This is a genomic window from Nocardioides sp. T2.26MG-1 (genome assembly GCF_950101795.1).
GTDB lineage: Bacteria > Actinomycetota > Actinomycetes > Propionibacteriales > Nocardioidaceae > Nocardioides.
Genome location: NZ_CATNLZ010000004.1, coordinates 64655 through 91312, shown reverse-complemented (window position 1 = coordinate 91312; position 26658 = coordinate 64655). Strand labels below are relative to the sequence as shown.

The 26658-nt window shown below is 72.7% G+C and carries 28 protein-coding genes; 15 read left to right on the top strand and 13 right to left on the bottom strand.

Annotated elements, in window-relative coordinates; genetic code table 11:
* Nucleotides 1-41: 41 nt before the first annotated feature.
* Nucleotides 42-1070 (bottom strand): alpha/beta hydrolase, encoded by a 1029-nt coding sequence (locus QQZ14_RS06725; RefSeq protein ID WP_284533459.1) that lies wholly within the window; start codon nucleotides 1068-1070, stop codon nucleotides 42-44.
* Between the two features lie 66 nt (nucleotides 1071-1136).
* Between QQZ14_RS06725 and QQZ14_RS06720 the strand changes: the two genes are divergently transcribed.
* Entirely contained in the window at nucleotides 1137-2072 is a 936-nt protein-coding gene (locus tag QQZ14_RS06720) for an FAD-dependent oxidoreductase (RefSeq protein ID WP_284533458.1), read from the top strand.
* Between the two features lie 65 nt (nucleotides 2073-2137).
* On the opposite strand, the gene QQZ14_RS06715 is transcribed toward QQZ14_RS06720, so the two are convergent.
* Nucleotides 2138-3544, bottom strand: a complete 1407-nt coding sequence (locus QQZ14_RS06715; protein ID WP_284533457.1) for an MFS transporter — start codon at nucleotides 3542-3544, stop codon at nucleotides 2138-2140.
* Between the two features lie 102 nt (nucleotides 3545-3646).
* On the opposite strand from QQZ14_RS06715, the gene QQZ14_RS06710 reads away from it, so the two are divergent.
* Entirely contained in the window at nucleotides 3647-4492 is an 846-nt protein-coding gene (locus tag QQZ14_RS06710; protein ID WP_284533456.1) for a helix-turn-helix transcriptional regulator, read from the top strand.
* Here the strand turns inward: QQZ14_RS06710 and QQZ14_RS06705 are convergent.
* Both QQZ14_RS06705 and QQZ14_RS06700 read right to left on the bottom strand, forming a co-directional pair.
* Nucleotides 4479-4793, bottom strand: a complete 315-nt coding sequence (locus tag QQZ14_RS06705) for a DUF952 domain-containing protein (RefSeq protein WP_284533455.1) — start codon at nucleotides 4791-4793, stop codon at nucleotides 4479-4481. The genes QQZ14_RS06710 and QQZ14_RS06705 overlap by 14 nt on opposite strands.
* Nucleotides 4794-4809: 16 nt before the next feature.
* Nucleotides 4810-5262 carry a hypothetical protein gene (locus QQZ14_RS06700; RefSeq protein ID WP_284533454.1) on the bottom strand — a complete coding sequence of 151 codons (453 nt, stop codon included), beginning with the start codon at nucleotides 5260-5262 and terminating at the stop codon, nucleotides 4810-4812.
* Between the two features lie 65 nt (nucleotides 5263-5327).
* Between QQZ14_RS06700 and QQZ14_RS06695 the strand changes: the two genes are divergently transcribed.
* From QQZ14_RS06695 to QQZ14_RS06685, 3 genes are all read left to right on the top strand, one after another.
* Nucleotides 5328-6011: an ArsR/SmtB family transcription factor gene (locus QQZ14_RS06695; RefSeq protein ID WP_284533453.1), complete on the top strand. Its 684-nt coding sequence runs from the start codon at nucleotides 5328-5330 to the stop codon at nucleotides 6009-6011.
* A 61-nt stretch (nucleotides 6012-6072) separates the two neighbouring features.
* Nucleotides 6073-6267, top strand: coding sequence for a hypothetical protein (locus tag QQZ14_RS06690; RefSeq protein WP_284533452.1), 195 nt, complete (start codon nucleotides 6073-6075; stop codon nucleotides 6265-6267).
* Nucleotides 6268-6457: 190 nt separating this feature from the next.
* Nucleotides 6458-6676, top strand: a complete 219-nt coding sequence (locus QQZ14_RS06685) for a hypothetical protein (RefSeq protein WP_284533451.1) — start codon at nucleotides 6458-6460, stop codon at nucleotides 6674-6676.
* Here the strand turns inward: QQZ14_RS06685 and nucS are convergent, their stop codons facing one another.
* Nucleotides 6677-7354: an endonuclease NucS gene (gene nucS, locus QQZ14_RS06680; RefSeq protein ID WP_284533450.1), complete on the bottom strand. Its 678-nt coding sequence runs from the start codon at nucleotides 7352-7354 to the stop codon at nucleotides 6677-6679.
* A 155-nt stretch (nucleotides 7355-7509) separates the two neighbouring features.
* Here nucS and QQZ14_RS06675 point away from each other — a divergent pair, with 155 nt between their 5' ends.
* The 4 genes from QQZ14_RS06675 (at nucleotide 7510) to QQZ14_RS06660 (ending at nucleotide 12025) form a co-directional block, all read left to right on the top strand.
* Nucleotides 7510-9321, top strand: coding sequence for a 3-hydroxyacyl-CoA dehydrogenase family protein (locus tag QQZ14_RS06675; RefSeq protein ID WP_284533449.1), 1812 nt, complete (start codon nucleotides 7510-7512; stop codon nucleotides 9319-9321).
* 128 nt (nucleotides 9322-9449) lie between these two features.
* Nucleotides 9450-10940, top strand: coding sequence for an MFS transporter (locus QQZ14_RS06670; protein WP_284533448.1), 1491 nt, complete (start codon nucleotides 9450-9452; stop codon nucleotides 10938-10940).
* Nucleotides 10941-10969: 29 nt separating this feature from the next.
* Complete coding sequence (locus tag QQZ14_RS06665; RefSeq protein ID WP_284533447.1) at nucleotides 10970-11209, top strand: hypothetical protein; 240 nt, start codon at nucleotides 10970-10972, stop codon at nucleotides 11207-11209.
* A gap of 48 nt (nucleotides 11210-11257) precedes the next feature.
* The gene (locus QQZ14_RS06660; RefSeq protein WP_284533446.1) at nucleotides 11258-12025 is read left to right on the top strand and encodes a hypothetical protein; all 768 of its coding nucleotides are present in this window, start codon (nucleotides 11258-11260) and stop codon (nucleotides 12023-12025) included.
* A gap of 22 nt (nucleotides 12026-12047) precedes the next feature.
* Here the strand turns inward: QQZ14_RS06660 and QQZ14_RS06655 are convergent, their stop codons facing one another.
* Nucleotides 12048-13949 (bottom strand): S8 family serine peptidase, encoded by a 1902-nt coding sequence (locus QQZ14_RS06655; protein WP_284533445.1) that lies wholly within the window; start codon nucleotides 13947-13949, stop codon nucleotides 12048-12050.
* Nucleotides 13950-13951: 2 nt separating this feature from the next.
* Here QQZ14_RS06655 and QQZ14_RS06650 point away from each other — a divergent pair, with 2 nt between their 5' ends.
* Both QQZ14_RS06650 and QQZ14_RS06645 read left to right on the top strand, forming a co-directional pair.
* Nucleotides 13952-14773 carry an endo alpha-1,4 polygalactosaminidase gene (locus QQZ14_RS06650; protein ID WP_284533444.1) on the top strand — a complete coding sequence of 274 codons (822 nt, stop codon included), beginning with the start codon at nucleotides 13952-13954 and terminating at the stop codon, nucleotides 14771-14773.
* Nucleotides 14764-15579, top strand: a complete 816-nt coding sequence (locus tag QQZ14_RS06645) for an alpha/beta fold hydrolase (protein ID WP_284533443.1) — start codon at nucleotides 14764-14766, stop codon at nucleotides 15577-15579. Before QQZ14_RS06650 ends, QQZ14_RS06645 begins: the two co-directional genes overlap by 10 nt.
* A gap of 3 nt (nucleotides 15580-15582) precedes the next feature.
* Here the strand turns inward: QQZ14_RS06645 and QQZ14_RS06640 are convergent, their stop codons facing one another.
* Nucleotides 15583-15717 carry a hypothetical protein gene (locus QQZ14_RS06640; RefSeq protein ID WP_284533442.1) on the bottom strand — a complete coding sequence of 45 codons (135 nt, stop codon included), beginning with the start codon at nucleotides 15715-15717 and terminating at the stop codon, nucleotides 15583-15585.
* A complete protein-coding gene (locus QQZ14_RS06635) occupies nucleotides 15714-16259 on the bottom strand; it encodes a CGNR zinc finger domain-containing protein (RefSeq protein ID WP_284533440.1) in 546 nt (181 codons plus the stop codon). Before QQZ14_RS06635 ends, QQZ14_RS06640 begins: the two co-directional genes overlap by 4 nt.
* A gap of 39 nt (nucleotides 16260-16298) precedes the next feature.
* Between QQZ14_RS06635 and QQZ14_RS06630 the strand changes: the two genes are divergently transcribed.
* The gene (locus QQZ14_RS06630) at nucleotides 16299-17264 is read left to right on the top strand and encodes an EamA family transporter (protein WP_284533439.1); all 966 of its coding nucleotides are present in this window, start codon (nucleotides 16299-16301) and stop codon (nucleotides 17262-17264) included.
* 107 nt (nucleotides 17265-17371) lie between these two features.
* On the opposite strand, the gene QQZ14_RS06625 is transcribed toward QQZ14_RS06630, so the two are convergent.
* From QQZ14_RS06625 to mce, 4 genes are all read right to left on the bottom strand, one after another.
* Nucleotides 17372-18523, bottom strand: a complete 1152-nt coding sequence (locus tag QQZ14_RS06625; protein ID WP_284533438.1) for an AI-2E family transporter — start codon at nucleotides 18521-18523, stop codon at nucleotides 17372-17374.
* Entirely contained in the window at nucleotides 18520-19803 is a 1284-nt protein-coding gene (locus tag QQZ14_RS06620) for a hypothetical protein (RefSeq protein WP_284533437.1), read from the bottom strand. The genes QQZ14_RS06625 and QQZ14_RS06620 overlap by 4 nt, the downstream gene beginning before the upstream one ends.
* Nucleotides 19804-20053: 250 nt before the next feature.
* Nucleotides 20054-21391 carry a crotonyl-CoA carboxylase/reductase gene (ccrA, locus tag QQZ14_RS06615; RefSeq protein WP_284533436.1) on the bottom strand — a complete coding sequence of 446 codons (1338 nt, stop codon included), beginning with the start codon at nucleotides 21389-21391 and terminating at the stop codon, nucleotides 20054-20056.
* Nucleotides 21392-21553: 162 nt separating this feature from the next.
* Entirely contained in the window at nucleotides 21554-21997 is a 444-nt protein-coding gene (mce, locus tag QQZ14_RS06610) for a methylmalonyl-CoA epimerase (RefSeq protein ID WP_284533435.1), read from the bottom strand.
* 148 nt (nucleotides 21998-22145) lie between these two features.
* Here mce and QQZ14_RS06605 point away from each other — a divergent pair, with 148 nt between their 5' ends.
* Complete coding sequence (locus QQZ14_RS06605) at nucleotides 22146-23348, top strand: acetyl-CoA C-acetyltransferase (protein ID WP_284533434.1); 1203 nt, start codon at nucleotides 22146-22148, stop codon at nucleotides 23346-23348.
* A complete protein-coding gene (meaB, locus tag QQZ14_RS06600; protein ID WP_284533432.1) occupies nucleotides 23332-24297 on the top strand; it encodes a methylmalonyl Co-A mutase-associated GTPase MeaB in 966 nt (321 codons plus the stop codon). Before QQZ14_RS06605 ends, meaB begins: the two co-directional genes overlap by 17 nt.
* Here meaB and QQZ14_RS06595 read toward each other — a convergent pair.
* Nucleotides 24255-25724, bottom strand: coding sequence for an MFS transporter (locus QQZ14_RS06595; protein WP_284533429.1), 1470 nt, complete (start codon nucleotides 25722-25724; stop codon nucleotides 24255-24257). The two genes, meaB and QQZ14_RS06595, sit on opposite strands and share 43 nt — an antisense overlap.
* Before the next feature lie 101 nt (nucleotides 25725-25825).
* On the opposite strand from QQZ14_RS06595, the gene QQZ14_RS06590 reads away from it, so the two are divergent.
* The gene (locus QQZ14_RS06590; RefSeq protein ID WP_284533428.1) at nucleotides 25826-26656 is read left to right on the top strand and encodes a MerR family transcriptional regulator; all 831 of its coding nucleotides are present in this window, start codon (nucleotides 25826-25828) and stop codon (nucleotides 26654-26656) included.
* Nucleotides 26657-26658 lie beyond the last annotated feature (2 nt).

The following is a 26658-nucleotide window of genomic DNA, read 5'->3' as shown; positions in this document are numbered from 1 at the left end:
GGGGTTACGCGCGCGTCACCTCGCGCGGCCCCGGAGCCGGCTCAGCGCAGCCAGCGCAGCACGCTCGCGCGCACCCGGTCGGCGGGCCGCTCGAGCGGGAGCGCGCTGCCGGCCCCGGCGAACGTCCGGGTCGTCACCTTGGTCGGGTACGCCGCGGCCTGCTGCTCGCGCGCACCGGGGCGGTTGAGCGCGTCCTCGGCGCCGTAGAGCAGGAGCACCGGTGCGTCGACCTGACCGGCGGCAAGGTTGGCGGCCAGCAGCAGCGGGCTCAGGCTGGTGACGTCGCCGCAGGGGTCGTCGGCGCGCAATCGCGCGGCGGTGCGCTGGACGTCGGAGGTCGCGCTGGCGAACATCAGCGCCCGGTAGTCCTTGGCGGTCTCGGCCAGCGGGGCGTAGTCGGGTCCACCGGCGCACGCGGCGCTCTGGCGGGCGGCGGTGCGGGTGGCCAGCGACGTGGCGCCGCGGTCGGTCCACGACATCAGCACCAGCCCGTCGACGTCGTCGAAGGTCCCGGCCTCGACCTGGGCGATCGCGGCGCCCACCGAGTGGCCGTGGGTCACGACGCGGGCGGCGGCGGGGGTGGTGCCCCGGGTGGGGTCGGCGAACACGTAGCGCCCGGACCGCAGGTGCTGGACGACCTGGTGGAGCATGTCCGCCTGGGCGCCGAGGCAGGTGGCGTCGCCGTTCGCGAGGGGGCTGGCGCCGTACCCGAGCCGGTCGAGCACCAGCGAGGTCTCGCCCTCGCGCGCCAGCGTGCGCGCATAGTCGTACGCCGGGTGGCCGGGCAGGCTCCAGAACCACGAGCCGGCGGCGAGGTCGTGCACCAGCACGTTGACCCGGATCGGGCCGCTGCGCCCCGCCACGGCGCTCCGGGGTCCGATGAGCCGGCCGCGGACCTCGTAGCGCTCGTTGTCGGGCACACACAGCACCGAGGTGGCGTTGGTGTTCTCGAGCTCGAAGACGACCTGGCGGGCCACGACGCGGGCGGGTGCCGCGGTGGCCGGCGCCGGGGGAGCCGCGAGCACGGCGCCGAGCAGGGCGGTCAGGACTCCGAGCAGCGTCAACCTCACGCTGTTGAACCTACGTCAATAGCGTGGTGCGGCGAAATGTGAGGAAGTTCGCGCCAGACTGCAGGCATGGTGGCGGATCGGGTGATCGTGGTCGGCGCGGGCGTGATCGGCCTGACCTGCGCGGTCCGCCTGCTCGAGGCGGGCCACCGGGTGGACGTGGTGGCGCGGGACCTGCCGCTCGAGACGACCTCCGCCGTCGCCGCGGCGTTCTGGTACCCCTACCGCGGGCTCCCGCAGGAGCGGGTCGCGACCTGGGCGGCGACGTCGTACGCCGTCTTCGACGCGCTGGCCGACACCGACCCCGAGTCCGGTGTGCGGATGGTCCCGGGCACCGAGGTGTTCGTCGCCCCCGAGCCCGACCCGTGGTGGGGGACGGCGGTGCCGGGGCTGGCCCGGACCCGGGACCTGCCGCACGGCTGGGCCGACGGCTGGACGTTCACCACGCCCGTCCTCGACCCCGCGGTCTACCTCGCCTGGCTGGCCGCCCGCGTCGAGCACCTCGGCGGCACCATCACCCGGCTCAACCTGGCCGCGCTGCCGGCCGGGCCCGGGCTGGTCGTCAACTGCGCCGGGCTCGGCGCCCGGCTGCTCGGCGCCGACCGGACCGTGGTGCCGGTACGCGGGCAGGTCGTCGTGGTCGAGCAGACCGGCATCGACCGGTGGTGGCTGGACCGCTCGGGGCCGACGTACGTCGTCCCGCGCGAGCACGACGTCGTGGTCGGCGGCACGGACGTCGAGGGCGAGTGGAGCCGGACGGCGTCGCCCGCGACCGCCGAGGCGATCCTGGAGCGGGCCACCCGGCTGGTGCCACAGCTGCGGGACGCCCGCGTGCTGCGGCACCGCGTCGGGCTGCGGCCGGTGCGGCCCGCCGTCCGGCTCGAGCGGGTCGGCGACGTCGTGCACTGCTACGGCCACGGCGGCGCCGGGGTCACGCTGAGCTGGGGCGTCGCCGACGAGGTGGTCTCTCTCGCCGCGACCGCCGCCGTGAGCGGTAGTCCCTGACGATCGGGCCCCCTGGGAACGCTCCCAAGGGGCCCGATCGTCAGGGACTACCGTCGGTGGCGGGGTCAGCGCCGCGGCTCGAGCAGGCGGGTGAGCGCGGCGATCACGAGCATCACCCCGCCGAGGAGGTACGTCGTGGGCGCGAACCCGTCCGTCTGGGCGAGGTAGATCGACCCGACCACGGCGGCGCCGAGCCCGAGGCCGGCCTGCATGGTGGTGATCAGCAGCCCGCTGCCCAGGCCGGCCATGTGGCCGTGGACCTGGCTGAGCACGACACCCATCAGCGGCGACCAGGTCAGGCCGAAGCCGAGCCCGACCACCGCCACCGCGGGCAGCGGCGGCGCGGTGTCCTCGATGCCGACGGCGCCGAGCCAGGCGAATCCGACCGCTCCGACGAGCGCGCCGAGGGTGAGCACCCAGGCGCCGTACCGCGGGACCAGGCGGCCGGCGACCAGCGAGGCGACCAGGAAGCCCAGCGACATCGGCAGCAGGCTGACGCCGATGTCGAGCGGCGTGCGGCCCGCGACCTGCGCGGCGTAGCCGTAGACGAACATGAAGCCGCCGAAGGCGACGAAGAACGGCAGGCCGGTCAGCAGGCCGACCCCGATGCTGCGGAAGCGGAACAGCGAGGGCGGCACGAGCGGGGTGCCGCCGCGGGCCTCCACGCGCAGCTGCCACCACGCCAGCACGGCGGTGACCGGCAGCACGCCCGCCAGGCAGGCCCAGGTCCAGGCGGGCCAGCCGGTGGCCCGGCCCTCGGTGAGCGGCAGCACGAGCAGGGTCAGCGCCGTGCCGAGGAGCGCGGCGCCCACGAGGTCCAGGGCGGGTCGCGTGGGGGCCTTGGTCTCGGGGACGAAGCGCCACACGCCGAGCATGACCAGCGCCGCGATCGGGACGTTGACCCAGAAGATCGCCCGCCAGCCGAGGTCGGAGTCGGTCAGGGTGCCACCGATCAGGAACGCCAGGGACGTGCCGAGGCCGGCGCTCGCGCCGAACCACGCGAGCGCTCGGTTGCGATGGTGACCCTCGTTGGCAGCGTGCAGGGTCGCCAGGACCTGCGGGGCCACGAGTGCGGCGGACGCGCCCTGGATGAAGCGGGCGCCGACCAGCGCGGAGGGGCTTTGAGCGAAGGCGCACAACAGGCTCGTGACCGCGAAGACCAGCAGGCCCAGGACGAGCATCCGTTTGCGGCCGAAGCCGTCGCCGAGCCGGCCGCCCATCGCGACCAGGCTCGCGTAGACCACGCCGTACGCCGCCACCACCAGCTGGAGCACGGCCGGCGTGGCGCCGAGGTCGGACCCGATCGAGCCGAGCGCGACGTTGACGGTGAAGAAGGACATGATCGGGATCATCACGGCGGCCAGCGCGGCGGCCAGGCCGAGCGGGTGCATTCTGAGCAGGGGCTCCTCCGGGGTCGCCGGGCTCGCTGCGCCGGCCGTGGAGGCGACGGGGACGGTGGTCGGGGTCGTCATGCGGTCCAGCGTGGGGGCGCCCTGGTCCTGGTGGTGAGAGCCTGTCGATCCTGGTACTGGAAGTAACTGGATACCGGCTCCGTTTGGGTCCACCATGGGCACATGCCCGATACCCGCCGCACCGAGCTCGCGGACTTCCTACGCTCCCGCCGGGAGCGCCTCTCGCCCGAGGACGTCGGTCTGCCGCCGGGCGGACGCCGCCGGACGCCCGGGCTTCGCCGCGAGGAGGTCGCGCTGCTCGCGGGCGTGGGCGTCACCTGGTACACCTGGCTCGAGCAGGGCCGCGACATCAACGCGTCGGTGCAGGTGCTCGAGGCCATCGCCCGCACGCTGCGCATGGACGCCCAGGAGCGCTGGCACCTGTTCCAGCTGGCCGGCGTCACCCTGGTCGCCCCGGGCCGGGAGTGCCCGGGGGCCACGCCGGCCCTGCAGCGGATGCTCGACCAGCTCGACCCGTTCCCGGCGGTCGTGCTCTCGCCGCGCTGGGACATCGTCGCCTACAACCGCGGCTACAACTGGATGGGCGGCGACCTCGACACCATCGAGCCCGCCCAGCGCAACCAGGCCTGGCTGTTCTTCACCCACGAGCACTGGAAGAGCCTGTGCGTACGCCGGGGCGAGGCCATGACCCACATGGTGGGGGCGATGCGGATGGCGATGGGCAACCAGCTCGACGACCCGCTCTGGGCCCAGCTCGTGCAGCGGCTGCGCGAGGCGTCCGAGGAGTTCGACGCGATCTGGCGCCGGCACGACGTCGTCGACCAGGCGCTGCCTGCCAAGGACTTCCGCAGCGCGGTCGGCGAGCTGCACCTGGAGGCGCACCGGTTCGGCGTCGGCCAGTCCGGGATCAACCGGATGATGGTCTACCTGCCGCGCGACGACGCCACGGAGACGCGGCTGGGCGAGCTGGTCGCCCTGGGCGAGAGCAGCCGGCTCAGAGTGGGGTGACCGCGACGACGGCGGCCGGCCGGATCACGCCGTACACGTGCGGGAAGGTGACGCCCGCCCCGGGCGCCGGCTCCTCCTCGACCACGGGGACGTCGAGGAGGCCGGTGTCGACCTCGAGCAGCACCAGCGGCTCGCTGACGTCGGCGTAGAACGCCGCGCGCACGCCCTCCCACTGGTCGGCCCGGCTGGCGTGGATGAAGCCCTCCTCGGCGAGGGTCCGGCCGCGGGTCGAGGTCGCGTAGGTCCCGGTCTCCCGGGCGGCGATCCAGTCGGCGAGCGTCGCGATGTGGAAGATGCGCACCAGGCGATGGTGGCAGTCAGCGGGGCAGGCGGCCCACCTGGTCGGCGTACCAGCGGACGCCGGTGAGGTGGTCCGCGATCTGGCGCAGCGTCCAGCTGTCGCCGCGGGGCACATCCCAGGCCGCCTCCCCGGCGGCCGCCAGGCGGAGCGCGAAGGTCCGGCCGAGCCGGCGCAGCCGCTGCCGGGCCTCGTCGAGGTCGAGCTCGGTGAAGCGCGCCCAGTCCGTCTCGAGGGTGACCAGGCTGGCGTGCCAGGCGTCCGGCTCGGTCTCGACGCCCGCGAGCAGCGCCTCGACCTCGGCGAGGTGGTCGACCAGGTGGTCGCCGATGCGCCGTACGGCCTTGTGCGGGGTGTAGACGCGGTCGCCGTCCTCGCTCACCGCCGGGCGGCCGTCCCAGGCCAGCCAGGTGGCGGCGACGTCCAGGCAGTGCTCGACGGCGGACTCGACGTGGGTGCCGGGGTTGTCCATGGACCGGACCGTAGGCGCGGGACGCTTCGGTGCGGGCCGAAGCGCGGTCGTCGTAGCCTCGCCACGTGCACGACACCGACCTCGCCGCCGTGGGGGCCCTGATCGGGGACCCGAGCCGGGCCCGGATGCTCGACAGCCTGATGGGCGGCCGGGCGCTGGCCGCGGGGGAGCTCGCCCGGGTCGCGCGGGTCGGCCCGTCGACGGCGAGCGAGCACCTCGCGCGGCTGCTCGCCGGTGGCCTGGTCGAGGTGGTGGCTCAGGGCCGGCACCGCTACTACCGGATCGCCGGACCCGCGGTCGGCGAGGCGCTCGAGGCCCTCTCGCACGTGGCGCCGCCACGACCGGTCACCACGCTGCGCGAGTCGGGCCACGCCCGGGCGCTGGGGTACGCCCGCACCTGCTACGACCACCTCGCGGGCCGCTGCGGGGTCGCGCTGCACGATGCGCTGCTGCAGCACGGCTGGCTCACCGACGCGTACGACGTGACGCCGGCCGGCGCCGCCGCCCTCGCCGGCTGGGGCGTCGACGTCGAGGCCGCGCGCGGGCTGCGGCGCTCCTTCGCCCGGCCCTGCCTGGACTGGACCGAGCGCCGCCCCCACCTGGCCGGGGCGCTGGGTGCCGGCCTCGGGGCGGCGCTGGTCGACCGCGGCTGGTTCGAGCCCCGCTCACCCGACTCGCGGGCGCTGCGGCTCACCGACCGCGGTCGGGACGAGCTCGTCGGGCTGGGTTGCGACCTCACTCGCCCGTGATCAACCGGTCGGGTGTGAGACTGGTCCCGAGGGAGTCGTCAGGAGCCAGGAGGCTAGTCACATGGGCAAGTGGGTCGACCTCGCCAACGCCGAGTTCAACCGGCAGACGGCCAAGGAGGCCAAGAGGGCCCGCAAGGTTCAGGCACAGCCGAGTCCTCAGGTTCACATCGCCACCCTCGAGGCTCGAGTGGCCGCCCTCGAGGCTCGGGTCCAGTGGCTGATCGAGGTCGTGCAGCAGCAGAACCGACAGCCGTGATCGACGGGCCAGCCCCTACCTGTGTGGCGTCGGCTGGTTGTCGTGGGCGGGCATCCCGAGCCTCCCTTGGGTGTCGGGTTCGGGGCACCATCGCACGCGGCGCCGACACCGCGATGAGCTCGTTGGACCGGTTACGGGACGGAACCGAGGTCCCGGCGTGACCCCGGGTCGCTGCCGCCGTTGACCCCGCATGCGCGTCACCTCGATCCCCGGCCCGCGCCGGCCGTCCACGGCGGTGGAGCCGCTCACAGCATCCGTGCCGCGCGAGCGCCGGGAGCCCGGTCACTCGCGCCGCGAGCCGATCGACGTGCACGTGCCGGCGCCGATCCGGCCCTCGGGTGCGGTGAGCGCGGTGGCGGAGGCCTACGGGCAGTACGGCGAGCGGCGCGCGGTCGACCTGTACCTGTAGTCAGAACAAGCGATGCGACGGGTCGTCGAGGCCCCGGAGCGCGTCGTAGTCGACCACCGCGCAGGCGATGCCGCGGTCGGTGGCGAGCACGCGGGCCTGGGGCTTGATCTCCTGGGCGGCGAAGATGCCGCGGACCGGTGCGAGCAGCGGGTCGCGGTTGAGCAGCTCGAGGTAGCGGGTCAGCTGCTCGACGCCGTCGATCTCACCGCGGCGCTTGATCTCGACCGCGACGCTGCCGCCGTCGGCGTCGCGGCACATCAGGTCCACCGGCCCGATCGCGGTGGGGTACTCCCGCCGGACCAGGGTGAGGCCGGGGGAGAGGGTGGCGGGGTGCTCGGCGAGCAGCTCCTGCAGGTGCTTCTCGACGCCGTCCTTCTGCAGCCCGGGGTCGACGCCGAGCTCGTGGACCGACTCGTGCAGCACCTCCTCGATGAGGATGCGCAGGGTGTCGTCGCTCTTGGGGTTGGTGACGGTCCACTCGACCTGGCCGTCCTCGGTCGCGCCCTCCCGGAACGTGCACGGCGGCGACATCCAGTTCAGCGGCTTGTAGGAGCCGCCGTCGGAGTGCACGAGCACCGACCCGTCGGCCTTGATCATCAGCACTCGCGTCGCCATCGGCAGGTGCGCGGTCAGGCGCCCGGCGTAGTCGACCTGGCAGCGGGCTACGACGAGTCTCACGGGCGAGGAATCTACCCCGACCACCGGTCGCGGCCGGTCGTCGCGCCACGTCCTGGGCCGTCGGACGAGGGATGCGGGGTTGTGAACGTTCCAAGTTACTGATGAGTGAACTAGGACACTGTCGTGAGGGGTGACCCCGTGCAACCATGCGCGGCATGACGACGTCCCCCGCGCCCGCCGCCACTGCTCCCCGCCCCTTCACGACCGTCGGTGTCATCGGCCTGGGCACCATGGGTGCCGGCATCGCCGAGGTCTTCGCCCGGGCCGGCCACACGGTGGTCGGCGTCGAGAAGGACGAGGAGTCGCTGGCCCGCGGCCGGCAGTACCTCGAGCACTCGACGGCCCGCGCGGTGAAGCGCGAGAAGATGACCGCCGCCGAGCAGGCCGAGCTGCTGGAGCGGATCACGTTCACCACCTCGCTCAAGGACCTCGCCGACGCGGGGTTCGTGGTCGAGGCGGTGGTGGAGTCGCTCGAGACCAAGAAGGCGATCTTCCGCGAGCTCGACGAGATCGTGTCGCCCGAGGCGATCCTCGCCACCAACACCTCCTCGCTGTCGGTCACGGAGATCTCGACCGCCAACGCGAGCCCGGGCCGCGTGGTCGGTGTGCACTTCTTCAACCCCGCGCCGGTCCAGTCGCTCGTCGAGGTGGTGCGCACGGTCGTCACCGAGCCGGCCGTGCTCGACGACGTCACCGCGCTGGTGACCAGCGTCGGCAAGTCGCCGGTGGTCTGCGGCGACAAGGCCGGCTTCATCGCCAACACCCTGCTGTTCGGCTATCTCAACCACGCGGTCGCGATGTACGAGGGCAAGTACGCCTCGCGCGAGGACATCGACGCCGCGATGCGCTTCGGCTGCGGCTACCCGATGGGACCGCTCGCGCTGCTCGACCTGATCGGCCTGGACACGGCGTACGAGATCCTCGAGACGATGTACCACCAGGGCCGCGACCGGTTGCACGCCCCGACACCGATCCTCAAGCAGATGGTCACCGCGGGCATGCTGGGCCGCAAGACCGGCCGCGGCTTCTACACCTACGAGACCCACGACAGCCCTGTCGTCGTCCCGGACGACCAGACCCCGTCGGCCGACGAGCAGCCGACCTTCCGCCACCAGATCAACAAGGTCGGCGTCGTCGGCACCGGCACCATGGCGACCGGCATCGTCGAGGTCTTCGCCAAGGCCGGGTACGACGTCCTCTACGTCGGCCGCTCGGCCGACAAGGTCGACGGCGTCGTCGCGGCGATCACCCGCAGCTTCGACAAGCAGATCCAGCGCGGACGCTCCACCGAGGAGGCCAAGGCCCAGGTGCTCGGCCGGCTCACCGGGTCGACCAGTCTCGACGACCTTGCCGACGTCGACATCGTGGTCGAGGCGATCGCCGAGGACCTCCAGGTCAAGACGACGCTGTTCGAGAACCTCGACGAGATCTGCAAGCCGGGGGCGATCCTCGCAACGACCACGTCCAGCCTGCCGATCATCTCGTGCGCCCGCGCGACCAAGCGGCCGCAGGACGTCATCGGCATGCACTTCTTCAACCCCGCGCCCGTCATGAAGCTCGTCGAGGTGGTCTCGACGGTGTCCACCGACGAGGCCGTCACCGAGACCACCCGCGCGCTGGTCGCGAGGATCGGCAAGGTCGGCGTCACGTGCGCGGACCGGGCGGGCTTCATCGTCAACGCGCTGCTGTTCCCCTACCTCAACGACGCCGTGAAGATGCTCGAGGCGCACTACGCCACCGCCGACGACATCGACCTCGCGATGAAGCAGGGCTGCGCGCTGCCGATGGGCCCCTTCGAGCTGCTCGACGTGGTCGGCAACGACGTGTCGCTGGCGATCCAGCGCGAGCTCTACCTGGAGTTCCGCGAGCGCGGGTTCGCCCCGGCCCCGCTGCTCGAGCACCTCGTCGCCGCGGGCTACCTCGGCCGCAAGACCAAGCGCGGGTTCCGGGACTACTCCGTCCGTTAGTCGGTAGTCCGGGCTGGAGGTTGACCCCGCAATCGACGCGAGGACGCCACTGCCGGGGGGAGCTCTTCGGACGACCGGCTCGTTGCCGGGGTGAGTGACGACCGTCACGGCTGGGTACGGCAGCCTTCATGGCAGTCGAAACCGGTCGGATCACCACCGACATCCCCGCTCGCCTGGACCGCCTCCCGTGGGCGCGATGGCACTGGCTCGTCGTCATCGGCCTCGGCACCGTCTGGATCCTGGACGGGCTCGAGGTCACGATCGTGGGCTCGATGTCCGACGCCCTCAAGCCCGACGGCAGCGGCCTGGGCATGAACAACTTCGACATCGGCCTGGCGGGGTCGATGTACGTCGCGGGCGCCTGTCTGGGCGCGCTCTTCTTCGGCCAGCTCACCGACCGGCTGGGCCGCAAGAAGCTGTTCATCATCACGCTGGCCGTCTACACCGTGGCCACCGTGCTGACGGCGTTCTCCATGAACCCGATGTGGTACTTCGCCTGCCGTTTCCTGACCGGCTGCGGCATCGGCGGTGAGTACGCCGCGATCAACTCCGCCATCGACGAGCTGATCCCGGCGAAGTACCGCGGTCGCGTCGACGTCGCGATCAACGGGTCGTTCTGGGTCGGTGCCGCGGGCGGCGCGCTGCTCACGATCCCGCTGCTCGACCCGACGATGATCGACCAGTCCTGGGGCTGGCGGCTCGCATTCGGTCTGGGCGCGATCCTCGCGGTCGGCATCCTGATCGTGCGGCGCAACGTGCCGGAGAGCCCGCGCTGGCTGTTCATCCACGGCCGGGAGGACGAGGCCGAGCAGATCGTCCAGGACATCGAGCGGACGGTCTCGGAGGAGTCCCACCACCAGCTGCACGACGTCCACGACACGATCACGATCCGGCAGCGCAAGTCGATCGGCATCGCGCTGATCGCCAAGACCGTGTTCACGCTCTACCCCAAGCGCACCGTGCTGTGCTTCTCGCTGTTCGTGGGCCAGGCGTTCCTCTACAACGCGTTCTTCTTCACCTACGGCGACACCCTGACCACGTTCCTCGGGGTGAAGCAGACCGGCTACTACATCGCGATCTTCGCGGTCAGCAACTTCGCCGGTGCGCTGCTGCTCAGCCCGCTGTTCGACAGCCTCGGCCGGGTCAAGATGATCACCGCGACCTACCTGGGCTCGGGCACCCTGCTCGCGATCACCGGCTTCTACCTCGGCAGCTTCGACGCCAAGACCCTCACGCTGATGGGCGCGATCATCTTCTTCATGGCCTCGGCCGGCGCGAGCGCGGCGTACCTCACCGCCAGCGAGGTGTTCCCGATGGAGACGCGGGCGCTGTGCATCGCGTTCTTCTACGCGATCGGTACGGCGGCGGGCGGCATCTCCGGCCCGCTGTTCTTCGGCTGGCTGATCGAGCGGGCCTCCGCCGACAAGGACATCACCCAGATCGCGGTCGGCTACTTCATCGGCGCCGCGCTGATGATCGCGGGCGGCATCGTCGAGGCGTTCCTGGGCGTCAAGGCCGAGGGCAAGTCGCTGGAGAGCCTGGCCAAGCCGCTGACCGCGGAGGACGACGACACCGGCACCGCGACGGGTCCCGGCGCCGTCCAGCCGCAGCACGCCTGACGCCGCGCACGAGTCGAGAGGAGACACCGATGCCGATGCCACCGCCCAAGCCCTCGACCGAGGGCAGGCGCGACCGCCAGGTGTTCCACGAGATGGGCCAGATCGTCCGCGCGCTGGAGACCACGGGGCCTCAGCGGCCGGACGAGCTGGCCCGCCTGGTGGGCGCGTCGTTCTGGGAGCCGAACCGGTTCGACCGGGCACTCTCGTTCGCGGTCGCCGACGGCCTGGTCTACCGCACCTCCGACGGCGCCCTGGCCGCCCCCGGCTGACCACTCGCGCGCGCCGAGGCGCTTGCCCGCTCTCCGTACGCTCGGTCCATGGGAAGCGTGGTGGTCCTCCTCCTGCTCGCCGCCGTGGTGGCGGGGGTCGTGCTCGCCCGGCGCAGCGCCCGGGTGCGTGAGCTGGAGCGCCAGCGCGCGGAGCTGGAGCCGGTCAAGAAGCTCGCCTTCGAGGACATCACGGCTCTGGGAGAGGAGCTCCAAGCACTCGACCTGGATCTCGCGGGACACGAGCTCGGGGCGGGGGAGAACGCCGACTACCAGCGCGCTCTCGACGCCTACGAGTCCGCCAAGACGGCCGGCGACGCGATGACGCGTCCCGACGACGTCCGGCACGTCACGCAGATCCTCGATGACGGGCGCTACGCGATCGCGTGCGTCCGCGCGCGGGTGGCGGGCGAACCGCTGCCGACCCGCCGCCCGCCGTGCTTCTTCGACCCGCGGCACGGGCTCTCCGTCGCCGACGTGCCGTGGACCCCGCCCGGTGGCGCCACCCGCGACGTGCCCGCCTGCGCCCTCGACGCCGAGCGGGTCGCCGCCGGCGCCGACCCCGACGCCCGGATGGTGATGGTGGGCGCCCAGCGGGTGCCCTACTGGCAGGGCGGCCGGGCCTACCAGCCCTACGCCACCGGCTACTTCGGTGCCTTCGGTCCGATGGAGCTGATGTTCGCCGGCATGATGTTCGGCGGCATGGGCGGCTTCGACGCCCTCGGTGACGGCATCGGCGCGCTCGGTGAGGGCATCGGTGACGGCATCGGCTCGATCGGCGAGGGCATCGGCGACATGTTCGACGGCTTCGACTTCTAGGCCGACCCCGCCGCCAGGTCGCTCAGCCGCGCCTGAGCTGTGCCACGTGCAGGGTGACGAACCGGCCCAGCACCGAGTCGCTGTCGACCGTGTCTGGGTCGGAGGCGGCGTAGTCGCCGGTGACCTCGAACGTGTAGGTCCCGGCCTTCAGGCCGCCCGATGGCCGGACCGTCGCCAGCGCCGTGCCTGAGCCCGCGACGGGGTCGGTGGTCGTGGTGCCCACGACCTTGCCGTCGGGGTCGAGGACCCGCACGGTGTAGCTGAACAGGCTGGCGCCGACGGTGCCGCCGGACGGGAACGCGAGGCTGACCGCGAGGGACGTGGCGCGGGCGGAGACGGGGACGCCGTACGACGCGGAGTCGCTGCCGCCGACGGTGGCCGGCGGCGCCTCGTGGACGAAGAAGTCGGACCGGACCACGCGCGTGCCGTCGGCGGCGAGGACCCGGCGGTCGGCGGCGCGGGCGGCGGCGCGGAGCTTGCGCGGCCAGTGGTCGGAGCGCACCAGTCGCACCGCCCGGTCGAGGTTGGCGAAGCCGTAGCCGACCTGCCAGAACGGCAGGCGGGCGCCGCCCTCGGCGGCCTGCACTGGGGTGGCGGTCGCCTGCAGGGCGAGCCTGACCTGGGCGGGTGTCAGCCGCGGCTGGGCCTGCAGCAGCACCGCCGCGGCGCCCGCGATGTGCGGGGAGGCCATCGAGGTGCCGGACGCCGAGGCGTTCTCGTCCGGCCCGCAGGGGCCGATCAGGGTGCCCGCGCTGTCGCACGTCGAGCTGATGTCGACGCCCGGGGCGGTGATGTCGGGGTGCACCAGGCCGATCCGGTCGCCGGCGAACGTCGTGTGGCCCTCCGCGCCGACCGCGGTGGGCAGGGAGTTGTCGTGGACCAGGCCGTTGGAGGAGAAGTCGCCGCGCCGGCGGTCGAGGGTGCCCGCGGCCACCGAGATCACCCACGGGGACTGCGAGAACGGGTTCAGGCTCATCGGCACCGTGCCGCCGCCGGAGTTGCCCGCGGCGAACACCACGGTGACGCCGCGGTCGACGACCGCCTTGGTCGCGACCGCGACGGGGTCACGCGGGTCGAACTGGCGGTAGCTGTTGCCCCAGGAGTTGTTGACCACGTCGATGCCGAGCAGGTCGGGCTGGTCGAGCATGTAGTCGTAGGCGGTGACGACCGCGGTGGTGAACAGCACGGCGCCGATCGCGAAGCAGGCCAGGTCGGCGTCCGGTGCGACGCCGTACCGGCTGCCGTCGGCGACGGAGGTCGAGTCGGCGGCGATGATGCCGGCGACGTGGGTGCCGTGGCCGCTGCCGAGGTCGGTGTTGCTGACCGGGCCCTGGTCGACGGGTACGACGATCATCGGGTCGGTGCCGGCGTTGGCGTACTCGGGGCTGAGCAGGCTGACGTTGCGGACGACGTGGTCGGCGAGGTCGGAGTGGGTCGCGTCGCAGCCGGAGTCGACCACGCCGACCGTGACGCCCTTGCCGGTGAAGCCCCTCGCGCGCAGGGCCCGGGCCGCTGCCGGACTCGAGGACATCGCCTCGGTCGCGGGGGTGTCGAGCAGCTGGAGCCGCTCGTCGGGGTAGACGTCGAGACCGATGCCGCCGGCCACGGCCCGCACCATCGCCGCCACCGGGCCGTCGACGAGCGCCAGCGGGAGGTGCGACATCGGCTGCACGGTCAGGCCGAGCGCGCGGAGGGCGCCCACCTCGGCGGCGGTCGGCACCGCGTCGAACGTGACGATCGCCCGGCCGTTGGGCGTGCCGTCGGTGAGCAGCCGGTCGAGGCCGCGGTGGGTGGCCGCGAGCGCCACGGCCGTCGGGGTGCCCGTCGGGGCGGCCGCCGTGGAGGCGCTGGCGACGCCGGTCAGGGACAGCGTGGCGGCCAGGGCGCAGGTGAGCGCCAGCAGCCGGGTGCGCGAGGATGGCATGGATGATCCGATCTCGTGAGGTGCCCGGACAACGCCCCAGTCGCGCGGCGGGTTACGTCGCCGCGCTCCTGATAGCGGCCCTGCTCGCCGTGATCCCGGCCACGGCCTCGCCCGGGGCCGAGCGGCCGCCGGTCGACCCGCTGCCGACAGGCACCGACGTCGACTACCAGCTCGGCGGCGCCCGGTCGGTGCCCGAGCACGTCGGCATCGTGGTCCGCGACCGCGAGGCGACTCCGGCCGACGGACGCTACAACGTCTGCTACGTCAACGGCTTCCAGACCCAGCCGGGCCAGCGGCGGTTCTGGAGGGCCCACTGGCGCCTGGTGCTCAAGTACGACGGCAGGCCGGTCGAGGACGAGGCGTGGGGCGAGTGGCTGCTCGACGTGCGGACCAAGGCGAAGCGTGCGGCGCTGGCCCGGATCGTCGGCGGCTGGGCAGGCGGGTGCGCGGCGGACGGGTTCGCCGCCGTGGAGTACGACAACCTCGACTCCTTCACCCGCAGCCACGGGCTGATCAAGCGGCGCGCCGCGCTCGCCTTCGCACGGCTGCTGGTGCGGGCCGGCCACGACGCGGGGCTCGCGGTCGGGCAGAGGAACCTCGGGGGCTACGACGGCACGGCGATCGGCTTCGACTTCGCCGTGGCCGAGGAGTGCGGCCGCTACCGCGAGTGCGCGTCGTACGTCGAGGACTATGGCGACCGGGTGCTCGCGATCGAGTACCGGCGTGCCGACTTCCGGTGGACCTGCGCGCACGTCGGCGACCGGTTGCCCGTGGTGCTCCGCGACCGGGACCTGACGCCGAGAGGAGTGCGCGAGTGGTGCTGAACGACGCCCGCAACGACACGGGCCTGCACGTCACGAGCCTGGGGGAGCGCGGACCGCTGGTCGCGTTCTGCCACGGCCTGTTCGGCCAGGGGAAGAACTGGACGACGATCGCGAAGGGCGTGGCCGAGGACCACCGGGTGCTGCTCGTCGACATGCCCCACCACGGCCGCTCGGCGTGGGCCGACCGGTTCGACTACCTCGACGTCGCCGATCGGGTGGCCGGGCTCTTCCGCGAGGACGACCCGGTGGCGCTGGTGGGCCACTCGATGGGCGGCAAGGCCGCGATGGTGCTGGCGCTGCGGCACCCCGAGCTGGTCGAGCGGCTGTGCGTCGTGGACGTCTCGCCGGTCGACTACGCCGCGGCCGGGCGGGGGACCGAGGAGTTCGCCGGCTACATCGAGGCGATGCTCGGGCTCGACCTCGCCACGCTCGAGCACCGCCGCGACGCCGACGCCGCGCTGACCGACGCGGTGCCCAACCCCACCGTGCGCAGCTTCCTGCTGCAGAACCTCCACCACCACGCCGGGCAGTGGTCGTGGCGGCCCAACCTCGAGGTGCTCGGCCGTGACCTCGAGGTGCTCGGCGGCTGGCCGGAGGACGCGCTGGCCGGGGTGCCGCCGTACGACGGGCGCACGCTGTGGGTCGCGGGCCAGAGGTCGGCGTACGTCCGTGAGGAGTACGCCGCGGCCATGGACCGCTGGTTCCCCCGCAACCGGCGCGTGGTGATCAAGGACGCCGGCCACTGGGTGCACTCCGAGCAGCCTCAGGTGTTCACCGAGGTGCTGCGTCGCTTCCTCGCCTCGTAGGGCCTACTGCTCGGGGAGCGGGAGCGTGTCGGGCACGCCCGGGTCCTCGCCGGGCTGGGGCGTCGGGATCGGGTCCGGGTCGCCGGAGGGCACGACGTCGGGCTGGACGGTGTCGGGGTCCTGCGGGGTGCTGGTCATGCCGACTCCGTACCCGCTCGGCGGGCGCGGTAGGCGGCGACCGCGTTGCGGTTGCCGCAGGTGGTGGAGCAGAACCGCTTGGAGCGGTTGCGGGAGAGGTCGAGCACCACGCCCTCGCAGCTCTCGTCGGCGCAGATGCCGAGCCGGGACATCTCGTCGGCGCGGATCACGTCGATCATCGCCATCGCGGTCTCGACCAGGATCCGGGTGGCGAGGTCGCGCTCGGCGCCGACCGCGTGGAGGTGCCAGTCCCAGCCGCCGTGGCGGACCAGCTGCGGGACGGCGCCGGCGTCGGCGAGCATCGTGTTCACGATGCCGGCCGCGGTGTCGCGGTCGGCGGTGAGCAGCTCGTAGAGGCGGGACCGGACCGCGCGGACCGCGTCGAGCTCGGCGCGGTCGTCGTCGTGGCGGCCGGTGTACTGGAAGTCGGCGAAGAAGGTGTCGAGATCCTCGAGCGTCGTCATCGTGTCCGGGTCGAGCCCGGAGTTGGCGAGGACCACGGCGGCCTGCAGCGCCTGTCCGGTGTCATGGGTGAAGGGCACGTTGACAGGTTACATGGCTCGCACCTAGTGTCATCTGCCATGACGTCGTTGGCTCATGACGAGACGCTCCCGGTGGCCGCGGACTCCCGGCTGGTGAGCGGCCTCGGCTTCGCGATCGTGTCGGCGGCGTCGTTCGGGATGTCGGGTGCGCTGGCCAGCGAGCTGCTCGACACCGGCTGGAGCCCCGGCGCGATCGTCCTGGTCCGCGTGGGGCTGGCCGCACTGGTGGTGGTGCCGTTCGGGATCGTCGCGCTGCGCGGCCGCTGGGGCCTGCTCCGGCGCAACGTCGGCGTGATCGGCGTGTACGGCGCTCTCGCGGTGGCGGGCGCCCAGTTCTGCTACTTCTCCGCCGTCGCCCACATGCAGGTCGGGCCGGCGCTGCTGATCGAGTACACCGCACCGGCCGCCGTCGTGGTCTGGCTCTGGTTGCGGCACGGCCAGCGGCCGGGCGGCGTCACGGTCCTGGGCGCGGCGATCGCCGCCGCCGGGCTGGTGCTCGTGCTCGACCTGCTCTCCGGCGCCGACCTGAGCGTCGCCGGCGTGCTGTGGGCGCTGGCCGCGATGGTCGGCGCGGCGGCGTACTTCGTGATCTCGGCCGACGAGCAGAACGGCCTGCCGCCGATGGCGCTGGCGGCCGCCGGCCTGGTGCTCGGTGCCGCCGCGCTCGCGATCCTGGCGCTGGTCGGCCTGCTGCCGATGCGCGCCTCCACCGGGGCGGCGACGTACGCCGGCGCCACGGTCGACTGGTGGGTCCCGCTCGTGGTGCTCGGCGTCGTGACCGCCGCCCTCGCCTACACGACCGGCATCGCCGCCGGCCGCCGGCTCGGCTCCCGGCTGGCCTCGTTCGTGGCGCTGCTCGAGGTGGTCGCGGGGGTGCTGTTCGCGTGGCTGCTGCTCGACGAGCTGCCCCGGACGATGCAGCTGGTCGGCGGCCTGCTGATCCTGGCGGGCGTCGTCGCGGTCAAGCTCGGCGAACGGGCCACGGTGGGGGTGCCCGTGCCCTGAGGCCTCCGTCGTTGGTCACCATCGACGGACCGGGAGCGTTCCCACGTGGTGGTTGGTGACCAAACGACAGACCTCAGCCCGCGGCCGGGCCGGCGGGACCAAGGTCGTTAACGGTGGTCCTGCCGCCGCACGACGACCTCGCGGGTGAGCATCAGGATCGCCGCGGCGGTGGGGATCGCGAGCAGAGCGCCGATGACGCCGAGCAGCGCGGCGCCGACCAGTGCCGCGATCACGGTCACCGCTCCGGGGACGTCGACGGAGTGCGACATCACGCGGGGGTAGATCACGTAGTTCTCGACCTGTTGGTAGATCACGTAGAAGACGATGCAGGCGATGCCGATCTTGGGGTCCTCGGCGAAGCCGATCGCGGTCACGATCACGGCGCCGATCGTGGCGCCGATCATCGGGATCACGTCGAGCAGCGCGACCACGAAGGCCAGCGCCACGGCGTACTGCCCGAGGCCGACGACGAACAGGAAGATCAGCGAGGAGATGCCGGCGCAGGTGGCCACGATGAACGCCCCGGACACGTAGCCGCCGACGCCGCGGATCACCTGGTCGCCCAGGAGCGTCACCCGCTCGCGGCGCGAGGCCGGAGCGAGCTGGTAGAGGGCCTTCTTGGTCTTGTCGAGCGAGGCGAGGAAGTACAGCGTCAGCACGATCACGATGAACGCGTTGGCGAGCGCGGACAGCACGGCGAGACCGATGCCGATCACCCCACCGAACAGGCTGCTGGCGAAGTCGCCCTTGCCGACGTAGTCCTTGATCTTCTCGATGACCTGGTAGCGGTCGTCGAGCTCCTGGACCCGCTGGTTCTTCTGCAGGCGCTCGAGCCAGTCGGGTGCGTTGTCGCCGATCGACTGCACCTGGTCGGTGATCACCGGCACGATCGCGACCAGGAACAGGGCGACCGCGGCCAGCGCCACGACGATCACGGTCACGACGGCGTACGACCGGCGCATCCCGTGCCGCTCGAAGAACTCGACGGCCGGGTTCAGTCCGGCAGCGAGGAACAGCGCGACGACCACCAGCAGCAGCGTGGGGCCGATCGAGGTGACGACCCCGCCCAGCCACCAGGCCAGGAAGAACCCGAGCCCGCCGAAGAAGCCCCAGACGAACGGCGAGTGCCGCGACAGCGGTGCCCCCAGCTCGCCGAGGTACTCCCCGTCGCCGTCCAGCGCGGCGTCGACCTCCTCGGGACCGGGGGACCCGTCGGCTTCTGGGTCTCCCTCCTGGAGGTCCCGGGGGGCGTCCGTCACTCGTCGTCCTTGCTGAAGCCGGTGATCACCTCGTGCAGGGAGGCCAGCTGGGCCATGATCGCGTCGCGCCGCTTGCCGAGCCGGTCGACCTCGGCGCGGACGGCGGCCAGCTCGCGCTCGGCCTCGGCGTTGCCGGTCGACGTGATCGCGTCGGCCTGGGTCTGCGCCGACGTCACGATCTGCTCGGCCTCGCGGCGGGCCCGGCTGAGCAGCGCCTCGGCCTCGGTCGCGGCCTGGTTGCGGTGCTCGGTGGCCTGGGCCATCGCGTCGTGGGCGCGGCGCTCGGCAGCGGACGCGCGCTCCTCGGCCTCCTCGACCAGGCGGCGGGTCTCGGCCGTCGCGCTCGTGTGGTGGTCGGTGGCCTCGCGGGCCAGCCGCTCCTTCTCCACCGCCAGCGAGCGGCGGGCCTCCTGGACCTCCCGGTCGGCGGCGGCACGCAGCTGCTCGGCCTCCCGCTTCGCCGAGGTGCGCAGCTCGTTGGCCTCCTGGGCGGCGGCCAGCCGGAGCTGGGCGGCCTGGCGGTTGGCGGACTCGACGAGGTCCTCGGCCTCGCTGCGGGCCAGCGCGCGCTCCTGCTCGGCGTCGGCCATCAGCCGCGAGCGGTTCTCGTCGAGCTCCTTGAGCTGGACCAGCCGCATGTCCTCGGCCTCGCGGGCGGCATCGGCGCGCACGGCCTTGGCGTCGCGGGCGGCCTGCTCGCGGATCTCCGCGGCGTCGCGCTGGGCGGTCTCGCGGACCTCGGCGGCCTCCTCCTCGGCCAACCGCAGCATCGCGCTGGCCCGGCCGCCGAGACCGGCGTACGACGGGGTCTCGTTCTCGGCGAGCTCCTGGCGCAGCCGCTCGACCTGCTCCTCGAGCTCGAGCACCCGGCGCTCGGACTCGGTCAGGCTGCTGCTGAGACCGGACTTCTCCGTGGTCAGCTGCCGGATCCGGGCGTCGACCGCCTCGCGGTCGTAACCGCCGCGGCGCACGACGGGGAAGCCGGCCGACGCGGCGTACGCGCCGCCGGCGGCGGCCTGGCCGGTGGACCGGGACGCCGCGGGCGGCATCACCGGGCCGCGCTGGGCCGCCGGTGCGGGTGCGGCGGGCCGCTGGGCCACGGGCTGGGCGACCGGCTGGGCGGCCGCCTTGGCCGGTGCCGCCGGCACCTCCTGGGTCTTCTCGGCCTCGGGCTGCTTCGGCGGCACGGTCGGCAGCACCTGGGTCGCGTCCTCAGCGGCCGTCGTGGTGTCCTCGTCGGGCTGGTTGTCGTCGAAGATGGACAGTCCCTGGTCGCTCATGGATAAACGCGCTTCCTCTTCCGCAGTCGTTCGTTGCCTCGTGCAGACAGTGTTGCGGATCAGACCGCGACAACACACCCCGGCCTCCGACTAATTGCCGGTGACCGGGGTGGTTGACGCATCAGGGGTCGCAGGGGCCCCGCCCGCCCTCGTGCGGTGCGGGGAGGTCCTGCGTCGGTCGCGTGCGGGGTCCGGCTGCTGGCAGCCGAAACCGCGGACCGTCCCGACCGCCGCCGGGCCCCGGCTCCGCTCAGAGGTCGCGGAACCGGTTGATCTCGTCGAGGTGCTTGGCGCGCATCTCGTGGTCGCGGACGCCGAGCCCCTCCTCGGGGGCCAGGCACAGCACGCCGACCTTGCCCTGGTGGAGGTTCTTGTGGACGTCGAGCGCCGCCATCCCGACGTCGTCGAGCGAGTAGGTCTTCGACAGTGTCGGGTGGATCTTGCCCTTCGCGATCAGCCGGTTGGCCTCCCACGACTCGCGGTAGTTGGCGAAGTGGGAGGAGATGATCCGCTTGAGGTTCATCCACAGGTAGCGGTTGTCGTACTCGTGCATGTAGCCCGAGGTCGAGGCGCAGGTGGTGATCGTGCCGCCCTTGCGGGTCACGTAGACACTGGCGCCGAAGGTCTCCCGGCCGGGGTGCTCGAAGACGATGTCGATGTCCTCACCGCCGGTGAGCTCCCGGATCTTGGAGCCGAACCGCTTCCACTCCTTCGGGTCCTGGGTGTGCTCGTCCTTCCAGAACCGGTAGTCCTCCTCGGAGCGGTTGATGATCAGCTCCGCGCCCATCTTGCGGCAGATCTCGGCCTTGTCCTCGCTCGAGACCACACAGACCGGGGTGGCGCCGCCGTTGAGGGCGTACTGCGTCGCGAAGCCGCCGAGGCCGCCGGAGGCGCCCCAGATCAGCACGTTGTCGCCCTGCTTCATGTCGCCGCCGTTCTTGGAGACGAGCTGGCGGTACGCCGTGCAGTTGACCAGTCCGGGGGAGGCGGCCTCCTCCCAGGTCAGGTGGGCGGGCTTGGGCATCAGCTGGTTGGCCTTGACCAGCGCGATCTGGGCCAGCCCGCCGAAGTTGGTCTCGAAGCCCCAGATCCGCTGCTCGGGGTCGAGCATCGTGTCGTTGTGGCCGTCGGGGTGCTCGAGCTCGACCGAGAGGCAGTGCGCGACGACCTCGGTGCCCGGCTTCCACAGGTGCACGCCCGGGCCGGTCGCGAGCACCACGCCGGAGAGGTCGGAGCCCACCACGTGGTAGGGCAGGTCGTGCCGCTTGGACAGCGGGGACAGCCGCCCGTAGCGCTCCAGGAACCCGAACGTCGAGACCGGCTCGAAGATCGAGGTCCACACGGTGTTGTAGTTGATCGCCGAGGCCATCACGGCGACGTACGCCTCGCCAGGCCCGAGCTCGGGCAGCGGGACGTCCTCGACGTGGAGCGACTTGCGGGGGTCCTTGTCCTTGGTGGCGAGGCCCTCGAACATGTCGACCTCGTCCTTGTGGACCGTGACCGCGCGGTAGGACTCGGGAAGGTCCAGGTTGGCGAAGTCCTCGCTCGAGGTGTCTCCGTCCATGATGGCGTCGAGGATGTGCTGCACGTCGGCTCCTGGGGGTGGGGTCGGTCGCATCGGGTGTTGGCCGGACCTTACCCACGGGTAACAGGAGGCAACACCCCCTGTGACGCGTGCCTCAACGAAAAGCCGGTCCCGGCCCACCGTAGCGGGCCGGGACCGGCTCCCGACTGTGTCGCCGCAGCGCTTTCAGTGAGCGGCGGCCGCAGGCTCGACGAGCTCGACCAGGATGCCACCGGCGTCCTTGGGGTGGATGAAGTTCACCCGGGAGTTGGACGTGCCGCGCTTCGGCTCGTCGTACAGCAGGCGCAGGCCGCGCTCGCGCAGGATCGCGCCGACGGCGTCGATGTCGGTGACCCGGTAGGCCATCTGCTGGATGCCGGGCCCCTTGCTGTCGAGGAACTTCGCGATCGTCGACTTCTCGTTCAGCGGCGCGAGCAGCTGGATGTGGGACCCGGAGTCGCCGACGGCCATCATCGCCTCCTGCACACCCTGCTCCTCGTTGGTCTCGCGGTGCGCCATGCGCATCCCGTAGACCTCCTCGTAGAACGTGATCGCGGCGTCCAGGTCGGGGACGGCCACGCCCACGTGGTCGATCGCGGTGAACAGGTGTGCTGGGACGTCAAGACTCATGGGTCCATCGTCGTACGCCGGTCAAGAGCCATGTCAGGCCATGTGACATGTGTCCCACGGGACCAAAGTCTCCACCCCTCGCCGGGGATGGAACCCGTGGGTAAGGTCGGCCCGAGATCACCCCCCGTACCTTCTGGAGGCTCCTCCCATGCCCGGTCCCACGTCTGGTTCCGTCATCGTCGCGGGGGCACGCACCCCCATCGGCCGTCTGCTCGGCGGCCTCAAGACCCAGTCCGCAGCTGACCTGGGCGGTGTCGCCATCAAGGCGGCACTCGAGAAGGCCGGCATCTCCGGGGACCAGGTCGAGTACGTCGTCATGGGCCACGTGATCCAGGCCGGAGCCGGGCAGATCACCGCCCGCCAGGCGTCGGTCAAGGGCGGCATCCCGATGAGCGTGCCCGCGATCACGATCAACAAGGTCTGCCTGTCCGGCATCAACGCGATCGCGCTCGCCGACCAGCTGATCCGCGCCGGTGAGCACGACATCGTGGTCGCCGGCGGCATGGAGTCGATGACGCAGGCGCCCCACCTGCTGCCGAAGTCCCGCGAGGGCTTCAAGTACGGCGACACCGCGCTGGTGGACTCGATGGCCTACGACGCGCTGTACGACCAGTTCACCGACCAGCCGATGGGCAACCTCACCGAGACCTGCAACTCCGGTGCCCGCGAGCTCACCCGCGAGGAGCAGGACGAGTTCTCCGCGCGCTCCCACCAGCTGGCCGCCGAGGCGTGGAAGAACGGCGTGTTCGACGACGAGGTCGTCCCGGTCGAGATCCCGCAGCGCAAGGGCGACCCGGTCGTGGTCGCCACCGACGAGGGCGTGCGCGGCGACACGACCGCGGAGTCGCTCGGCAAGCTGCGCCCGGCGTTCAGCAAGGACGGCACGATCACCGCCGGCTCCTCGTCGCAGATCTCCGACGGCGCCTGCGCCGTGGTCGTGATGAGCAAGGCGAAGGCCGACGAGCTCGGCCTCGAGTGGCTGGCCGAGATCGGGGCCTCGGGCCAGGTCGCGGGACCCGACTCAAGCCTGCAGAGCCAGCCGGCCAACGCGATCAAGAAGGCCGTGGCCAAGGAGGGCATCGCCGTCGAGGACCTCGACCTGGTCGAGCTCAACGAGGCCTTCGCCGCGGTCGGCATCGTGTCCGCCCGCGAGCTCGGCATCCCCCAGGAGAAGGTCAACGTGAACGGCGGCGCGATCGCGCTCGGCCACCCGGTCGGCATGTCCGGCGCCCGGATCGTGCTGCACCTCGCCCTCGAGCTCAAGCGTCGCGGCGGCGGCGTCGGTGCGGCCGCGCTGTGCGGCGGCGGTGGGCAGGGCGACGCCCTGATCGTGCGTGTCCCGAAGGCGTGATGTCACGGTCCCGGACCTCGTCGAGCGCGCCCGCGCCGGCGAGGCCCGGGCCGTCGCCCGCTTGATCTCCCTGGTCGAGGACGAGTCGCCGCTGCTGCGCGAGGTGATGGCGGCGCTCGCGCCGCACACCGGCCATGCGCAGGTCATCGGCATCACCGGGTCCCCGGGGGTCGGCAAGTCGACCTCGACCAGCGCGCTGGTCACCGAGCTGCGCCGCGCCGGCAAGCGGGTCGGCGTGCTCGCGGTCGACCCGTCCTCGCCGTTCTCCGGCGGCGCTCTGCTCGGCGACCGGGTGCGCATGCAGGACCACGCGCTGGACCGCGACGTCTACATCCGCTCGATGGCCTCGCGCGGCCACCTCGGCGGGCTCGCCTGGACCACGCCGCAGGCGCTGCGGGTCCTCGACGCCGCCGGTTGCGACGTGGTGCTGGTCGAGACCGTCGGCGTGGGCCAGAGCGAGGTCGAGATCGCCGGCATGGCCGACACCACGATGGTGCTGCTCGCCCCGGGCATGGGCGACGGCATCCAGGCGGCCAAGGCCGGCATCCTCGAGATCGGCGACCTGTACGTCGTCAACAAGGCCGACCGCGAGGGCGCCGACCAGGTGCGCCGCGACCTGCGCTCGATGCTGCAGCTCGCCCAGCTGCCCGAGGGCGCCTGGCGGCCCTCGATCGTCAAGACCGTCGCCCACAAGGGCGAGGGCATGGACGAGCTCGTCGCCGAGATCGACCGGCACCGGGCCTGGCTGGAGTCCAGCGGCGAGCTCGAGCGCCGGCGCCGGCGCCGCGCCCGCGACGAGATCGAGGCGATCGCGGTGACGGCGCTGCGCCGGCGCTGGGGTGACGTCCACGGCCGCTCCGAGCTCGACGACCTCGCCGCGGCCGTGGTCGCGGGGGAGACCGACCCCTACGCCGCCGCCGACGAGCTGCTGGCCTCCTTCACCGACTGACCCCTCGGCGACCGTGCTGGCCGCCCCGGCAGGAACGTCGCCGCGAGCGCGACCGCCACGGTCGTGGCCAGCAGGTACACCAGCGACGCCTCGAACGCCGTGGCCACGTCGTGCGCGGCCCGGCCGAAGAACACGATGCCGACCAGCGCGACGCCCACGGCGTTGCCGACCTGCTGGACGGTCGAGGCGGTGCCGGAGACCGTGCCGGCGTGCCGGGACTCGACCGAGCCCATGATCGTGCCGACGATGCCGGACAGCGCGACGCCCATGCCGAGGCCGCCGACCGCGAGCCCCGGCACCAGCCAGAGCACGGACCCGCCGACGCCGATGCGCTCGACCGCGCCGAGCAGCAGCAGGTGGCCGGTGCCGAACGCGAGGGCCGCGCCGGTGATCGTCAGCCGGCCGCCGTACCGGCCCAGCACGGCCGCCGCGTTGCGGGTGCCGACCATGTACGACGCCGCCACGGCGGTGAAGACCACCCCCGACGTCAGGGGGCCCAGGCCGCGGCCGTCCTGGAGGTAGAGCGCCAGCACGAGGAAGTAGGCGGCCATGCCGGTGAACAGCAGCGTCTGCGCGAGCAGCCCGGCAGCCACGGGGCGGGAGCGGAACGCCTCGGGGTCGACCAGCGGCGGCACCCCGCGGCCCCGCAGCGCCCGGCCGCGCAGCCACGCGGCCTCGGCCGCCACGAGCGCGCCCGCGAGGCAGGCCCACGTCCACAGCGGCCACCCCTGGCGCTGACCCTCCACCAGGGGCAGCACCAGCGCGGTCAGCGCGGCCACCACCAGCCCCGCCTCCGGCAGGTCGACCCGGGCGGCACCGGGCACGCGGGACTCCGGCAGCACCCGCGGTCCGGCGACGATCGCGGCCAGGCCGATCGGCACGTTGACCAGGAAGATCGAGCGCCAGCCCGACCCCGCGATGTCGAGGTGGATCAGCACCCCGCCCACCAGCTGGCCGAGCGCCGCGGCCAGCCCCATCACGGTCGCGTACGCCCCGAGGGCGCGCACCCGGTGCTGCCCGGCGTACACGTCGCCGATCAGCGCCAGCACGGTCGGGCCGACCGCGGCGGCCGCCGACCCCTGCACCAGGCGGGCCGCCAGCAGCGTGTCGGCGTCGGGAGCGAGGCCGCAGGCCGCCGAGCTCGCCACGAACAGCGCGACGCCGACGAGGAACGTCCGGCGCCGGCCCCAGCGGTCGGCGACCCGGCTCGCGACCAGGAGAAGCCCGCCGAAGGTCAGGCCGTAGCCGGCGACCAGCCACTCGAGCGTGGTGTCGGCGGCGTGGAGGTCGCGCTGCACGGACGGCAGGGCGACGTTGACGACGAAGAAGTCGAGGACGATCAGGAAGACCCCGGTCAGCAGCACCGCGAGCGGTCCGCGCCGGAAGGTGTCCTGGGGAGCCTCGTGGGGAGAGGTGTGAGTGCTCATGGCGGAGTTCTCCGACCTCCCGTCGGGGGAGAGTCAAGGCCCGGGGCGCCACGGGAGGACGGCTGGACCCTCCTGCAGCGGGAGGGTGCAGGCTGGGCGCCATGGCTGACCAGACGACCGGGCTGCTGAGCATCGGGGACTTCTCGCGGATGACCTTCCTGACGGTGAAGGCGCTGCGCCACTACCACGACGTGGGGCTGCTGGCGCCGGCCCGGATCGACCCGCACAGCGGCTACCGCTACTACCGGCCCGAGCAGGTCGGCCCGGCCCGGCTGATCCGCCGGCTGCGCGACCTCGACCTCCCCGTCGAGGAGGTGCGTGCGGTGCTGGCCGCGCCCGACGAGGACGCCCGCGACCGGGTGATCGCGGCCCACCTCGACCGGATGAGCCGGCAGCTGCGCCAGACCCAGGACGCCGTCGACTCGCTGCGCCGGATGCTCACCGGCGAGGAGCGGATCGCGGTCGTGCACCGCGACGAGCCGGCCGCGCTGACGCTGGCGATCCGGGGGACCGAGGACAGCGAGTCGGTCGTGTCGTGGTGGATCGAGGCGTTCACCGAGCTGCACCGGCTGCTGCGTGTCTCGGGGGTCGAGCGCACCGGACCGGACGGCGCGGTGTTCCCGACGGAGTTCTTCACCGAGGGCGTCGCGGAGCTGGTCGCCTTCGTGCCGGTGACGCAGGTGCCGCCGCTGCCCGGGCGGGTGGAGGTCGTCGAGCGGCCGGCCGCGCACTACGCGGTCGCGTCGTACGACGGTCCGATGGTCGACCTGGACGCGGCGTACTCCGCGGTCGGGCGCGCGGTCACCGAGCAGGCGCTGGCCGCCGACGGGCCGGTCGTGGAGCGCTACCTGCCGGTGGGCGACCCCGAGGACCTGCTCGCCCACCGGACCGAGGTGTGCTGGCCGGTGACCGGTCCGGTCTCCGCGCACTAGTG

Coding starts and splice junctions, on each gene's coding strand:
- QQZ14_RS06720 (WP_284533458.1), top strand. CDS start 1,137: ATGGTGGCGGATCGGGTGATCGTGGTCGGCGCGGGCGTGATCGGCCTG.
- QQZ14_RS06715 (WP_284533457.1), bottom strand. CDS start 3,544: ATGACGACCCCGACCACCGTCCCCGTCGCCTCCACGGCCGGCGCAGCG.
- QQZ14_RS06710 (WP_284533456.1), top strand. CDS start 3,647: ATGCCCGATACCCGCCGCACCGAGCTCGCGGACTTCCTACGCTCCCGC.
- QQZ14_RS06700 (WP_284533454.1), bottom strand. CDS start 5,262: ATGGACAACCCCGGCACCCACGTCGAGTCCGCCGTCGAGCACTGCCTG.
- QQZ14_RS06690 (WP_284533452.1), top strand. CDS start 6,073: ATGGGCAAGTGGGTCGACCTCGCCAACGCCGAGTTCAACCGGCAGACG.
- QQZ14_RS06685 (WP_284533451.1), top strand. CDS start 6,458: ATGCGCGTCACCTCGATCCCCGGCCCGCGCCGGCCGTCCACGGCGGTG.
- QQZ14_RS06675 (WP_284533449.1), top strand. CDS start 7,510: ATGACGACGTCCCCCGCGCCCGCCGCCACTGCTCCCCGCCCCTTCACG.
- QQZ14_RS06670 (WP_284533448.1), top strand. CDS start 9,450: ATGGCAGTCGAAACCGGTCGGATCACCACCGACATCCCCGCTCGCCTG.
- QQZ14_RS06665 (WP_284533447.1), top strand. CDS start 10,970: ATGCCGATGCCACCGCCCAAGCCCTCGACCGAGGGCAGGCGCGACCGC.
- QQZ14_RS06660 (WP_284533446.1), top strand. CDS start 11,258: ATGGGAAGCGTGGTGGTCCTCCTCCTGCTCGCCGCCGTGGTGGCGGGG.
- QQZ14_RS06655 (WP_284533445.1), bottom strand. CDS start 13,949: ATGCCATCCTCGCGCACCCGGCTGCTGGCGCTCACCTGCGCCCTGGCC.
- QQZ14_RS06650 (WP_284533444.1), top strand. CDS start 13,952: ATGATCCGATCTCGTGAGGTGCCCGGACAACGCCCCAGTCGCGCGGCG.
- QQZ14_RS06640 (WP_284533442.1), bottom strand. CDS start 15,717: ATGACCAGCACCCCGCAGGACCCCGACACCGTCCAGCCCGACGTCGTG.
- QQZ14_RS06630 (WP_284533439.1), top strand. CDS start 16,299: ATGACGTCGTTGGCTCATGACGAGACGCTCCCGGTGGCCGCGGACTCC.
- QQZ14_RS06620 (WP_284533437.1), bottom strand. CDS start 19,803: ATGAGCGACCAGGGACTGTCCATCTTCGACGACAACCAGCCCGACGAG.
- mce (WP_284533435.1), bottom strand. CDS start 21,997: ATGAGTCTTGACGTCCCAGCACACCTGTTCACCGCGATCGACCACGTG.
- QQZ14_RS06605 (WP_284533434.1), top strand. CDS start 22,146: ATGCCCGGTCCCACGTCTGGTTCCGTCATCGTCGCGGGGGCACGCACC.
- QQZ14_RS06595 (WP_284533429.1), bottom strand. CDS start 25,724: ATGAGCACTCACACCTCTCCCCACGAGGCTCCCCAGGACACCTTCCGG.
- QQZ14_RS06590 (WP_284533428.1), top strand. CDS start 25,826: ATGGCTGACCAGACGACCGGGCTGCTGAGCATCGGGGACTTCTCGCGG.